The organism is Herbaspirillum sp. GW103 (assembly GCF_000261365.1).
GTDB lineage: Bacteria > Pseudomonadota > Gammaproteobacteria > Burkholderiales > Burkholderiaceae_D > Herbaspirillum.
On record NZ_AJVC01000006.1, the window covers coordinates 274373 to 287599 of the forward strand.

Sequence of the window (13227 nt, forward strand, 5' to 3'; positions counted from 1 at the left end):
CCAGTGAGCCGCAAACCCGCCTGCCATCAGGACTTGGGCGAGGTTGGCAGGCATGTTCGCCAGCACCGTTGGAGAAACGGCATGCGCTATCATGATGCGCACATGCACCGCAGACGTGAGCGAGCGACCAGCCGGCAAATGCGCAAGATCGGCTAAGTCATTTGCATGCGCCCGGCATACACTGCGCCATGGACTCCGATTCGATCCGCCGATATCGATGCCGCATGGCAAGTGTGATCGCCGCCATCGCGGCCGATCCCATGGCGCCGCACTCGCTGGAAGACCTCGCGGCCATTGCCGCCTTTTCACCGTTTCACTTCCATCGGCTCTACCGCAGCCTGACGGGAGAAACCGTGATGGACACGCTGCGCCACCACCGCCTGGCCAGTGCGGCCGTCCGGCTGGCCAGCCAGGAGAGCAGCGTGACCGACATTGCACTGGCCTGTGGATATGACAGTCCGCAAGCCTTTACCCGTGCCTTCCGGCAGTTTTCCGGAAGCTCCCCCAGTGACTTCAGGCGGAGGATTGCCGTGATGACCCAGCCCCCAACGCAAGACGAATCCGCACCGCAAGCCGCACATCCCCAGGTGCCGCTGGTGGAACAGCCACCCATGCAGCTGCTGGGCCTGCGTCACGAAGGCCCGGTCAGCACCATCCCGCATACTCATCGTCGCCTGCATCGATGGCTGGGCAAGCGCGAGGCGCCGGTGCGCTACGGTATCTGCTACGGCGACCCTGACCAGGGGGACAGCTTCCGTTATTTCGCAGCAGTGGAACGGCTGGAGAATGATCCGCTGGAAGAGGTACTGGAACGCATCGAGCTACCTGGTGGCACCTATGCCTGCCATACCGTGATGGGGCCTTACACGCAGATCAATGCCAGCATCGCTGCTCTCTACACGCTGTGGCTGCCGTACAGCGGCTATGAACCGGATGACCGGCCGCTCATCGAGTGCTATCGCAACCAGCCGCATCAGGTCCCGCAAGAAGCCTTGCAGACCGACCTGCTGATTCCGGTTCGTCTTCTCCGTTGATCCTCTTTATCTGAATATGAAGACTGTACGCTTGCTGTACGCCGTTCTGGCGCTGCTCTGGATGGGACACTGCGCGAAGGGATGGGCCGGGACGGTCGGCTTCCAGGAACAGAACACGCAGGATGAGCGAGGGCAGCCCATCAAGCTGGCGATCTGGTATCCCAGCAGCTCGCCTGCGCACGTGGTGAATATCGGATGGACCACACAGGAGGTGGCGATGGGCGGCGCACTGTCTGCCGGCGTGCATCCCTTGATCGTGATATCGCATGGTACCGGCGGCACCTACCTGTCCCATTACGACACCGCAACAGCCCTGGCGCAGGCCGGTTTCATTGCCGCAGCGGTGAGGCATCCGGGCGATAACGCCCAGGACCACAGCCGCCAGCTGTTCATCCTGGAACGTTCGGGGCACGTGCGCCGGGCCCTGGATTATCTGCTGCAGGACTGGCGCGGCCATGCACAGGTCGATGCCAGCCGCATCGGTATCTTCGGATTTTCTGCAGGGGGATTTACGGCGCTGGTCAACATCGGGGGCCAGCCCGACATGAGCCTCATCGCGCCGTTCTGTACCACGCATGCCGATCACTTCGTATGCCAGCTCCTGACACACGAAAACGCTGACGGCCGCAACGCTCCCGTGCCGCTGCCAGCGCGGGTGGACAACCAGGATGCGCGCATCAAGGCGGCCGTGATTGCCGCGCCGGCGCTTGGCTTTACCTTTGCCAACCGCTTGCAACGCGCAACGATCCCGGTGCAGTTATGGCGCGCCGAAGACGACCAGATCCTGCCCCATCCCTGGTATGCGGAAGAGGTGCGGCGCGCCTTGCCGCAGGAACCGCAATATCGCGTGGTCGCCCAGGCGGGACATTTCGATTTCCTGGCGCCTTGCGCCGCCGTGATGGCACAGCGCCTGCCCGAGATCTGCAGCAGTGCGGCCGGCTTCGACCGCGCGGCTTTCCATCGCACCTTCAATGAGGAAGTCGTGGCGTTCTTCCAGCGCACGCTCGACGTGAAGGACCGCTGAAGCGCTGCTCCCTCCCAGTCGCGGCGGCGTCAGTGCGCCGCCTGCGTGACCGGCTCATGCTTGGCCACGAAGTGATACAGCAGGAATGCGCTCACGCCGCAGAAGGCCATCACCGACACCAGCGGCAAGGCCGTACCGTCATGCCACAGGCTCATTACCACGCCGGAGAGCACGCCCATACCGAACTGCAGGGTACCCATCAGCGCGGCAGCCGTACCGGCCTGGCGGCCCTGATGCTTCAAGGCGATGGCGGTAGCATTCGGACCGGTGAAGCCATAGGCCGTCAGATATCCGAAGAAGCCGAACAGCAGCAGGGGCAGGCTTTCCAGTCCAGCGGCCACGGCCAGCACCACCACCAGCGACAGGCCCGCCGGCACCCACAACACACGGCCCAGCACGCGCTCGGCCGAGCGCTTGACCACCAGGCGCGCATTGATCTGCGAGGCGGCGATCAGCCCGACGGCGTTGGAGGCAAACACGAAACCGAAATACTGCGGCTGGATGCCGTGCAGCTCGATCACCACGAACGGTCCACCGGCGATGTAGGCGAACATCCCCGCCTGCACCAGGCCGCCACACAGCACGAAGGACATGAACTGGCGATGCCGCAGCAGGTCCCGGTACTGGCGCAACGTACGACCCAGGTGCAAGGGTTCGGCACGGGAAACGTCCACCGTCTCGGTGAGGTACTTGCGGGTGCCCAGCATGCACAGCAGACCGAAGATGGTCAGCACCACGAAGATGCCGCGCCAGCTGGCGAAGACCAGCATCAGACCGCCGATGAAGGGAGCCAGGATCGGGGCCAGCCCGAATACCAGCATCAGCATCGAGAACGCCTTGGCCGAGCCCTCGGCCCCCATGCGATCACGCACCATGGCGCGCGGGATCACCATGCCGGCGCTACCACCCAGGCCCTGGAACAATCGCAACACGATCAGGGTCTCGATGCTCTGTACAAAAATGCACAGCAACGAGCAAACAAAGTACAGGGCGATACCGAAGAACAAGGGCGGCTTGCGACCGAAGCGGTCCGACAACGGACCATAGAACATCTGCCCGACGGCCAGGCCGACCAGGAACGAGGCCAGCGTCAGCTGGACCAGGTTGGTGCCCACGCCCAGATCCTTGGCGATGGCCGTGAAGCTGGGCAGGTACATGTCGATGGCCAGCGCGCCCAGCGCGGTCAAGGCTGCCAGGACGGCCAGCCATGGGGGAAATTTGCCCATGGAGAGCGAAGTATCTTTGTTGTGCATGTGGAATCGATGAGACAGCCGCATCCTCAGCAGAGAGGAAGATGCCGACAGGTTGAAGCAAAGTGAACCGCGATCGCCCCGTAGGGCGCGAGGGGCCCATTATAAGGGCCTGTTCATTTTCGTTCAGGCGGCACATCAAGCCGGGCGCACTTGCGCCGTGGCAAAAGCTGAGCAAAGACAATAAAAGCGCACGCGGTTCGTGCAGGAAACTGTAAAAACTGGCAAACTTCTTGCCATTGTTCTCATATGCCAGGATCGTGCAAAGAGAGCGGCAGGTAGGCGCAACGCAGCACCATGCGCATTGCTGTAAAACAAAAAGCTTAGCCGCAGGGGAAATCGATGCGTGGCCGATATACGCCATCAGTAACAGGCGTGCCTGATCCGGGTTGCCACTCCAGCTGCGCACTCTCAGGCATGACCGGGCGCGCCATGCGCGGGCTCAGGATATTCATCGCGGGGGTGGTCGCAATCCTCCTGCTGGCTGCTTGCGAACGCGGTGACGACAGCGCAGGCGCAGCAAGCGCGCGTGCCGCAAGCACCAGCGCCGAGCCGGTGGTCCTGACGGCCCTGGTGTGGGCCCCCGACTGGTCCGAAGAAATGCACCGGGTGGTCGATGCCTTCACGCTTGTCCATCCCGAGGTAAGGATCAACCTGCAGTTCATGATCGGCAATTCCGTCGAGGAAAACCTCAAGCCGCGCGCAGCCACCGACAGCCTGCCCGACATCTTCTCGGTCAATGCCAGCCCCTATACGGCCACCCTGGCCGACCAGGGCCTGCTGGCCGACATCGGTGATACCCGGGCCTGGGGCAACATGCTGGAAATCCTGCAGCGCGAGTGGACCTCGCCGGGTGGACGTCGCTACGGCATTCCCTCCGGCCTGGCCACCACGTTGATCTACTACAACCGCGACATGTTCGCGCGTGCCGGCATCGCCACGCCGCCCACCGACTTCGACTCCTTCCTGGCCGCCGGTGCAGCGCTGCGCAAGGCGGGTCTGGTACCGCTGGCGCTGTCGGGCGGCTTTCCCAACATGCTGGGCAATGGCCCCTTCAGCTACGGCTTTGCCAACCTGATCGCGGCCAGAGTGCCCGACTGGCGCACGCGCATCGCCAATGGCACTCTGCAGCTGGACAATCCCGACGGGGTCGCCATCTTCACTCGCCTGCGCACGCTGGTGGAGCGGAAGATGGTGCAGGCCGACTGCCTGCGCGCCGGCTATGACAGTACCTTGCGCCAGTTCGCCGAGGGGCGCGCCGCGATGACCTTCCAGGGCACGTGGGCCGCCGGGACACTGATGAACGGACGCGGCATGCACGTGGGCGTCTTCGTGCCGCCGTGGAACGACCGGGGCCAGCCGCTCAGGCCGGTGCTGGGCAGCGAAACCGGCTTCGCCGTGGGCCAGCACGGCAGTGCGCGGCACCGCCAGGCAGCGGCGCAGTTCCTGGATTTCCTGTATGGGCCGGGCATGCCGATCTGGCAGAGCAAACGGCAGAACATTCCGCCGTTTCGCGTGATCCCCTCCGATGTACGGGGAGACCCCGCGCTGTTTGCGCTGGTCGACGAGATGAAGCGCGATGCCGCCACCGACAATGCGCCGGGGCTGTACTACTCCATGCTGCCGGTCAATACCATCGAGGTGCTGCATCCGCTTCTGCAGGGTGTGCTGTCGGGCAGCCAGACACCGGCGCGGGCAGCGCGCATCCTGCAGGATTCCATCACCGAGCAGGCGCGCCTGTCGGCCAGGTAAGAGGGCTCTCCATGAAAAGACGGCTCGACTTCTTCTGGCTGGGTTTCCTGCGCAAGATCGAAATCCGCTACCGGCTCATCAATTCCTTCATCCTGGTCTCGCTGGTGCCGCTGGTGATCTCGGGCCTGCTGGCCTATCGCGAAACCACCCGCGCCACCCAGGACAAGGTGCGGACCTACTCGGTCCAGGTGGTCAAGCAGATCTCGCAGAACCTGATGCTGCGCATGGAAAAGATCGAAGACACCAGCGAGGAACTGGTCCTGTCCGACAGGTTGCAGCGCCTGCTGGCCGACTACTATGGCCAGGACGAAGCCGCCAGCGCGGCGGCCCGCAGCGCGGTGGCGCGCGTACTGCTGGATACCTTCGGGTCCTTGCCCGACGTGAACCAGAAGTACCTGCTTGATCGCAAGCGCCAGGTCATCGATCCGCAGATCTTTGCGCCCCTGGCCAGCAATATCGGGCGCGTGGCCGAGCTGGCTCCCGACCTGGGCGGACGCGCCTGGTGGACGCTCTACAACGGCGGCCATGGACAGAAGAGCGTGGCCATGCTGCGCGAGATCCGCTTCACGGGCAACAACCGCAGCGCCGGCATTCTGTTCGTGGGCGTACGGCCGAGCTACTTCTTCAGCATCTTCGAGGGCGTCGACCTGGGCTACGACTCCAGCCTCTTCATCGTCGATGCCAGCGACGGCACGGTGGTGGTGCAGGGCCGGGATACCAGCTTGAGCAGCGCCGATCCGGCCCTGCTGGCAGGCATCACGGCCAGCCTCGGACAACGCCGTACCAGCGACTTCATCGCCTATACCCGCGCCGACAAGACCCCCTACTATGCGGCCATTGCCCAGTTGCCGCACACCTCATGGTGGGTGGTCAGCGCCACGCCCAGTGACAAGCTCAACGCCGATACGCGCTCGGTGCGCGACAAGATCATCGCCATCGGCCTGCTGTGCTTCGGGGCCTCGCTGCTGCTCTCGGCGCTGATCGCGCGCAGCATCAGCGTCCCCCTGCAGCGGCTGGTGGGCGCCATGAAGGAAGCCGGCAGCGGCGACACCACGGTACGGGTGGAACAGGCCGGCGGCGACGAGATCGCCGTGCTCTCGCGCAAGTTCAACGAGATGGCCGGCAAGCTGCAGCAGAGCAAGCAGGTGCTGGAAGAGCAGGTGGCCCACCGCACGCGCGAACTGGAACGCGCCAACCGCAAGCTGGAAGCGTTGTCGGCCACCGACGGACTCACCGGTGTGGCCAACCGGCGCCGCTTCGACGAGGTCATGGACCAGGAACTGCGGCGCTCGGTGCGCTCGGGACATGCGCTGGCGCTGCTGATGCTGGACGTGGATTACTTCAAGAAGTACAACGACCGCTACGGCCATCTGGCCGGTGACGAATGCCTGCGCATCGTGGCGCGTGTGCTGCAGAAGAGTTCGCGCCGCGCTACCGACCTGGTCGCACGCTACGGCGGCGAGGAGTTCAGCGTCATCATCGCCGAGAGCGACACTGCGCATGCCCTGCAGCAGGCCGAGCACATCTGCCAGGCCATCTTCGCGCTCAAGCTGCCGCATGCGGATTCTCCGTTCGGCTACATCACGGCCAGCATCGGCGTGGCCTCTCTGCAACCGGATGAGCAGACCAGCGCCGAAGAGCTGCTGCGCATCGCCGACCAGGCGCTGTATCACGCCAAATACCAGGGCCGCAATCGTGTGGTGCTGGGCAGCGATGCTACCCGGAACCTGTGATTTCCACGGCCCCGCTGACCATTCTCGCTGACGAAATGCTGACGTCGTCGGACGCTTTGCAAAGTTGTGTCAAGACGTCTTGGGCGGCCCTGAACCAATGTCATCGCGCCGCATCATATCGCTATGCCCACCACCACTTCGAGAAGAGAGGTATAGCAGATGAACCCGAGTCGCCAAGAAAAAAAACACTGGACCATCGATGACATCGACCTGACCCGCATCGACAAAGAGCGGGTGCGGCAGAACGAAGACCTGTTCTACCTGGTGGCCTGCGCCTCCTTCGTCGAAAGCGGTTCCGATCTCTATACCCACAACCTGGTGGAGTACTACCAGGGCGATGCCGAAGTCGAGACCTGGCTGCGCGAGCACTGGGAACAGGAAGAGCTGCAGCATGGCGCGGCCCTGCGCGCCTATGTCGAGCATGTCTGGCCGGAATTCGACTGGCCGCGCGCCTACCAGGGCTTCCTCGATGAATACTCGCAGTACTGCAAGGTGGAGCTGCTCGAACCCACGCGCGCCCAGGAACTGGCCGCGCGCTGCGTGGTAGAGACCGGCACCTCCACCTATTACCGCGCCCTGGCGCGCGCTACCGACGAGCCGGTCCTCAAGCACCTGGCCGGCCTCATCGCCAATGACGAGGTCAATCACTACAAGCACTTCTACCAGTACTTCCGTCGCTATCGCCGCCAGGAAAACATCGGCCGCTCGCGTGTCTTCGGCACCCTGAGCCGCCGCACCCTGGAACTCAAGAGCGAAGACGCCGACTGCGCCATCCGCCATGTGGTCATGGTGCACAAGCCGGAACTGGCGGCCGACCCGGCGCGCGTGAAGGAACTGGCCTCGCGCATGAGTCGCACCGTGCGCGTCAATCTCAAACCCGACACCACCATCAAGATGATCATGCGTCCGCTGGAACTGCCGGTGGCCTTGCAGAACATGATCGAATTCCCCCTGCGGCAATTCATGCAGCACGTGCTGCTGCGCTGATGCCCCGGCAGCGCCAGGCACCGCAATGGAACACGCGGCCTGGCGCTCTGCGCTCAAAGTATCGTTCACGATGTGCTCACTATTGTGAACAATCTGCCTCATATATCAGGAAATTGCTTCACCTGGCGCAAACCCGCGCCCACTGGCGCTTTCACCGACGCACCAAGATCGCGCATGCTGGAGCGCCAGGCTGGTGAGTGTTGCCGCAGCACCATACGACTGTCGACAATGACGCTCGGCTTTGGTGCGCAATCCTGGCGTGCCTGACAACATTATTCCCTCCTCCCGCCGCTCCCCGCCCCGCTTTGATGCAGACCGCAGGCCCTTGACCGGGCATTGGCACACAATCTGCTAAAGCGACTGGGCAGTGAAAAAATTCTTCCAAAACTTTTCTCGAGGGAGCACCACATGTCACGTCGTACCGTACTGAAAGCCACCGCTCTGGGCGCATTCGCACTGGCCGCATCCTCCTGGCTGCCGTCGGCCTTTGCTGCCGACACCATCAAGGTCGGCATCCTGCATTCGCTGTCGGGCACCATGGCCATCTCCGAGACGTCCCTCAAGGACGTGGCCCTGATGACCATCGATGAAATCAACGCCGCCGGCGGCGTGATGGGCAAGAAGCTGGAACCGGTGGTGGTCGACCCGGCCTCGAACTGGCCGCTGTTCGCCGAAAAGGCGCGTCAGCTGATCTCGCAGGACAAGGTCTCGGTGGTCTTCGGTTGCTGGACCTCGGTGTCGCGCAAGTCGGTGCTGCCGGTCTTCAAGGAACTGAACAGCCTGCTGTTCTACCCGGTGCAGTACGAAGGTGAAGAACTGGAGAAGAACGTCTTCTACACCGGTGCTGCCCCCAACCAGCAAGCCATTCCTGCCGTGGAATACCTGATGTCCAAGGAAGGCGGCGGCGCCAAGCGCTTCGTGCTGCTGGGTACCGACTACGTCTATCCGCGCACCACCAACAAGATCCTGCGCGCCTTCCTGCACAGCAAGGGCGTGAAGGACTCCGACATCGACGAGGTCTACACCCCGTTCGGTCACTCCGACTACCAGACCATCGTGGCCAACATCAAGAAGTTCTCCGCCGGTGGCAAGACGGCCGTGATCTCGACCATCAACGGTGACTCCAACGTGCCCTTCTACAAGGAACTGGGCAACGCCGGCCTGAAGGCGACCGATGTGCCGGTGGTGGCCTTCTCGGTGGGTGAAGAAGAATTGCGCGGTGTCGATACCAAGCCGCTGGTGGGCCACCTGGCCGCGTGGAACTACTTCGAATCGGTGAAGAATCCGGTCAACGCCGCCTTCATCAAGAAGTGGAAGGCCTACGCCAAGGCCAAGAACCTGCCCAATGCCGACACCGTCGTGACCAACGACCCGATGGAAGCCACCTACGTCGGCATCCACATGTGGGCGCAGGCCGTGGAAAAGGCCAAGTCCACCGACACCGACAAGGTGATCGCGGCCATGGCGGGCCAGACCTACAAGGCACCGTCGGGCTACACGCTGGAAATGGACAAGACCAACCACCACCTGCACAAGCCGGTGATGATCGGCGAAATCAAGGCCGATGGTCAGTTCAACGTGGTCTACAAGACCAAGACCACCATCCGCGCGCAACCGTGGAGCCCGTATATCCCGGGCAACGAGAGCAAGCAGAAGAACTAAGCTTGCGGTTGTTGTAGTTCATGGCGTTCTTCGGAGCGCCTTGGATACGCCGCTTGCGCGGCGTATCCAAGGCGCTCCGTCCGCCCCACGCATTTCCCTCCACAAGAAAACCGCCCGACGACTCGCCCCGGCCGCAGCAGCCCGGCCCGCGCTTCGAGGCGCACACCGACCATGAAACCAGCCATCCAGTTCCTACGCGGGCTGCTCGCGACCTGGCTTTGCGTGCACGCCCTCGGGGCGTTCGCAGCCATCGATCCGGCCCTGCTCAAGCCCCTTGGCGGAGACGACCCCGACGCGCGCATCGACGCCGTCAACCAGATTGCCGCGCTGGCCAACGACGACGCGCTCAAGATTCTCAACGCCTTGAACAGCGACGCGCTCTATGTCACGCCTGCCGGTGACATCCTCATCGTCGATGATGCCGGCCAGGCCTTCAACCCGGCCACCGACAAGAGCGGCCCCGCACCCGATGACGCCGAAGGCATCACCGTCAACAACCGCCTGCGCGGTGCCGTCGAGGGTGCGCTCTCGGGACTGAAGCTGCTCTCGCCGCAACGCGATGAGCGCCTGGCCGCTGCCAATGATCTGCTCAGGAATGCCGATCCGGCCCAGATGCCGCTGATCCTCAAGGCGCTGGCCAAGGAAAACGATGCGCAGATCAAGGACGTGCTGCAGCAGGTACAGGCCACCGCCAACCTGCATTCTCCCGATCCGGCTGCACGCCGCGCTGCGGTCAGGAAACTGGCCGAGACGACCAATGCGTCGCTCAAGCCGGTCCTGGAAAACATGCTGACCAAGAATCCCGATGGCTCCTACGTGGAGCCGGATGAAGGCGTACGCGTGGAAGCGGTGCGCACCCTCTCCGCTTTGGACCGCCACCTGGCCATCGTCGACTTCGCCGGCAAGCTGTTCTATGGCATCTCGCTGGGCAGCGTGCTGCTGCTGGCCGCACTGGGCCTGGCCATCACCTTTGGTCTCATGGGCATCATCAACATGGCCCACGGTGAACTGCTGATGATCGGCGCCTACACCACCTATGTGTGCCAGCTGGTGTTCCGCAAGTTCTTCCCCGGTGCCATCGATGCCTATCTGGTCGTGGCCCTGCCGGCGGCCTTCATCGTCGCCGCAGCCGTCGGCATTGCGCTGGAACGGCTGGTGATCCGCTGGCTCTATGGCCGTCCGCTGGAAACCCTGCTCTGTACCTGGGGTATCAGCCTCATGCTGATGCAATGCGTGCGCTCCATCTTTGGCGCGCAGAACGTGGAAGTGGCCAATCCGAGCTGGATGTCTGGTGGCGTCACCGTGCTGGGTTCGCTGGTGCTGTCCTATAACCGCATCGTGATCGTGTTCTTTGCGCTGTTCGTGGTGTTCGCGGTCTGGCTGATCCTGAACAAGACCCGCCTGGGCCTGTTCGTGCGCGCCGTCACGCAGAATCGCCGCATGGCCGACTGCGTGGGCGTGTCCACCGGCAAGATCGACATGATGACCTTCGGCCTCGGTTGCGGCATCGCCGGTCTCGGTGGCGTGGCGCTCTCGCAGCTGGGCAATGTCGGCCCCGACCTGGGACAGGGTTACATCGTGGATTCCTTCATGGTGGTGGTGCTGGGTGGCGTAGGTCAGCTGGCCGGGACCGTCATCGCTGCCTTCGGCCTGGGCGAAGTCAACAAATTCCTGGAGCCGGTGGCTGGTGCCGTGCTGGCCAAGATCGCCATCCTGGTCTTCATCATCGTATTCATCCAGAAGCGTCCGCAAGGCCTCTTCGCACTCAAGGGAAGGAGCGTGGAATGAGCACCATGATCATGCGCCCCTCGCTGTTCAATCGTCCGGCCTGGACCGGCATCGTCATCTGCACCATCGTGCTGGCCTTGCTGCCGGTCTGCAACCTGCTGTTCCCCGCCGGAAGCAGCCTGCACGTCTCCTCCTACACCGTCGCTTTGGTAGGAAAGTTCATGTGCTACGCCATGGCTGCGCTGGCACTGGACCTGGTGTGGGGCTATACGGGCATCCTCTCTCTCGGGCATGGCGTTTTCTTCGCACTGGGCGGATACGCCCACGGGATGTACCTGATGCGCGCCATCGGCCGTGACGGCGTGTACCAGAGCAACCTGCCGGACTTCATGGTGTTCCTGAACTGGAAGGCCTATCCCTGGTACTGGTGGATGACGGATCACTTCTGGTTCTCCATGCTGCTGGTGGTGCTGGTGCCGGGTCTGTTGGCCTTCGTGTTCGGTTACTTCGCTTTCCGTTCGCGTATCAAGGGCGTGTATTTCTCCATCATCACGCAGGCCATGACCTTCGCCTTCATGCTGCTGTTCTTCCGCAACGATACCGGCTTTGGCGGCAACAACGGCTTTACCGACTTCAAGCGCATCCTGGGCTTCACCATCACCGCACCGGCCACCAAGGCGGTGCTGTACCTGGTAACGCTGGCGCTGCTGTTCGGTGCGCTGGTGCTGTGTCGCATGATCGTCACCTCCAAGCTGGGCCGCGTGCTGCAGGGCGTGCGTGATTCCGAATCGCGCCTCATGTTCATCGGCTACAACCCGCTGTGGTTCAAACTCTTCGTGTGGACGCTCTCGGCCGTGATCTGCGGTATCGCCGGTGCGCTGTACGTGCCGCAGGTGGGCATCATCAATCCCTCCGAGATGTCGCCGGCCAACTCCATCGAGATGGTGATCTGGGCGGCTGTGGGCGGGCGTGGCACGCTGATCGGCCCCATCATCGGTGCCTTCACCGTCAATGGTTTGAAGAGCTGGTTCACGGCCGCCTTCCCGGACCTGTGGCTGTATGCGCTGGGGCTGATCTTCATTCTGGTCACCCTGTTCCTGCCGCAGGGCATCCTGGGCCTGGCGCAGAAATTCAAGAAACGCGATGCCGTGCCCGCTGAGGGCAGCGCATCCAAGGAGGCAGCATGAGCGCAGTCGAACCCGGCAAGAACCCGGCAGGCATTGGCGGCCTGGGCGGCAATGTCGACACGCCCCGCGCCGACCACGGTGCATCCTACGAACGCATCAAACCCGAGGGCGTCGATACCACCCACGGTGCCATCCTCTATCTGGAAAACATCACGGTCTCCTTCGATGGCTTCAAGGCCATCAACAACCTGAACCTGGATATCTCGGTGGGTGAACTGCGCTGCATCATCGGTCCCAATGGCGCGGGCAAGACCACGATGATGGACGTCATCACCGGCAAGACCCGGCCCACCGCCGGCACCGCCTTCTTCGGCCAGACCATTGACCTGACCAAGATGACCGAATACGAGATCGCGCATGCGGGCATCGGCCGCAAGTTCCAGCGTCCGACCGTGTTCGAGCAGCACACCGTGTTCGAGAACCTGGAACTGGCGATGAAGATGGACAAGCGCGTCAAGACCACGCTCTTTGCGCGCCTGTCTTCGGAGCAGATCGGCAAGATCGAGGAGATCCTCAAGCTGATCCGCCTGAACGGCCAGGAGCATCGCGTGGCCGGCCTGCTCTCGCACGGGCAGAAGCAGTGGCTGGAAATCGGCATGCTGTTGATGCAGGAACCGCAATTGCTGTTGCTCGATGAACCGGTGGCCGGCATGTCCGACGCCGAGACCGCACGCACCGCCGAGCTGTTGAACGAGCTGCGCGGCAAGCATTCCATCATGGTGGTGGAACACGACATGGGCTTCGTCGAGGAGATCGCCCAAGGTGGCAAGGTGACCGTACTGCACGAAGGATCGGTACTGGCCGAGGGCAACATGCGCCAGGTGCAATCCAACGAGCGCGTCATCGAAGTCTACCTGGGACGATAAGAGC

10 protein-coding genes are annotated in these 13227 nt (G+C 63.0%); 9 read left to right on the forward strand and 1 reads right to left on the reverse strand.

What is annotated here, in order from left to right; translation table 11 throughout:
• The first annotated feature begins 224 nt into the window (after window positions 1–224).
• Window positions 225–1034, forward strand: a complete 810-nt coding sequence (locus GWL_RS19780) for a GyrI-like domain-containing protein (RefSeq protein WP_237713610.1) — start codon at window positions 225–227, stop codon at window positions 1032–1034.
• 31 nt (window positions 1035–1065) lie between these two features.
• On the forward strand, window positions 1066–2058 hold the full coding sequence (locus GWL_RS19785) for a dienelactone hydrolase (RefSeq protein WP_237713611.1): 993 nt from the start codon (window positions 1066–1068) through the stop codon (window positions 2056–2058).
• A 29-nt stretch (window positions 2059–2087) separates the two neighbouring features.
• Here GWL_RS19785 and GWL_RS19790 read toward each other — a convergent pair whose 3' ends face one another.
• On the reverse strand, window positions 2088–3311 hold the full coding sequence (locus GWL_RS19790) for a Bcr/CflA family multidrug efflux MFS transporter (protein WP_008333691.1): 1224 nt from the start codon (window positions 3309–3311) through the stop codon (window positions 2088–2090).
• A 459-nt stretch (window positions 3312–3770) separates the two neighbouring features.
• Here GWL_RS19790 and GWL_RS19795 point away from each other — a divergent pair, with 459 nt between their 5' ends.
• The 7 genes from GWL_RS19795 to urtD all read left to right on the forward strand — a co-directional run bounded on the left by GWL_RS19795 (window position 3771) and on the right by urtD (window position 13223).
• Window positions 3771–5060: an ABC transporter substrate-binding protein gene (locus GWL_RS19795; RefSeq protein WP_237713612.1), complete on the forward strand. Its 1290-nt coding sequence runs from the start codon at window positions 3771–3773 to the stop codon at window positions 5058–5060.
• 11 nt (window positions 5061–5071) lie between these two features.
• On the forward strand, window positions 5072–6793 hold the full coding sequence (locus tag GWL_RS19800; protein WP_008333699.1) for a diguanylate cyclase: 1722 nt from the start codon (window positions 5072–5074) through the stop codon (window positions 6791–6793).
• Between the two features lie 159 nt (window positions 6794–6952).
• Window positions 6953–7780, forward strand: coding sequence for a ferritin-like domain-containing protein (locus GWL_RS19805; RefSeq protein ID WP_008333700.1), 828 nt, complete (start codon window positions 6953–6955; stop codon window positions 7778–7780).
• 408 nt (window positions 7781–8188) lie between these two features.
• Window positions 8189–9442 (forward strand): urea ABC transporter substrate-binding protein, encoded by a 1254-nt coding sequence (urtA, locus tag GWL_RS19810; protein WP_008333704.1) that lies wholly within the window; start codon window positions 8189–8191, stop codon window positions 9440–9442.
• A gap of 171 nt (window positions 9443–9613) precedes the next feature.
• Entirely contained in the window at window positions 9614–11230 is a 1617-nt protein-coding gene (urtB, locus tag GWL_RS19815; RefSeq protein WP_034351503.1) for an urea ABC transporter permease subunit UrtB, read from the forward strand.
• Window positions 11227–12357 (forward strand): urea ABC transporter permease subunit UrtC, encoded by a 1131-nt coding sequence (gene urtC, locus GWL_RS19820; protein WP_008333714.1) that lies wholly within the window; start codon window positions 11227–11229, stop codon window positions 12355–12357. Before urtB ends, urtC begins: the two co-directional genes overlap by 4 nt.
• Window positions 12354–13223 (forward strand): urea ABC transporter ATP-binding protein UrtD, encoded by an 870-nt coding sequence (gene urtD / locus GWL_RS19825; RefSeq protein WP_008333717.1) that lies wholly within the window; start codon window positions 12354–12356, stop codon window positions 13221–13223. Before urtC ends, urtD begins: the two co-directional genes overlap by 4 nt.
• The last annotated feature ends 4 nt before the right edge of the window (window positions 13224–13227 follow it).

Coding starts and splice junctions, on each gene's coding strand:
- GWL_RS19780 (WP_237713610.1), top strand. CDS start 225: ATGGCAAGTGTGATCGCCGCCATCGCGGCCGATCCCATGGCGCCGCAC.
- GWL_RS19790 (WP_008333691.1), bottom strand. CDS start 3,311: ATGCACAACAAAGATACTTCGCTCTCCATGGGCAAATTTCCCCCATGG.
- GWL_RS19800 (WP_008333699.1), top strand. CDS start 5,072: ATGAAAAGACGGCTCGACTTCTTCTGGCTGGGTTTCCTGCGCAAGATC.
- GWL_RS19805 (WP_008333700.1), top strand. CDS start 6,953: ATGAACCCGAGTCGCCAAGAAAAAAAACACTGGACCATCGATGACATC.
- urtA (WP_008333704.1), top strand. CDS start 8,189: ATGTCACGTCGTACCGTACTGAAAGCCACCGCTCTGGGCGCATTCGCA.
- urtB (WP_034351503.1), top strand. CDS start 9,614: ATGAAACCAGCCATCCAGTTCCTACGCGGGCTGCTCGCGACCTGGCTT.
- urtC (WP_008333714.1), top strand. CDS start 11,227: ATGAGCACCATGATCATGCGCCCCTCGCTGTTCAATCGTCCGGCCTGG.
- urtD (WP_008333717.1), top strand. CDS start 12,354: ATGAGCGCAGTCGAACCCGGCAAGAACCCGGCAGGCATTGGCGGCCTG.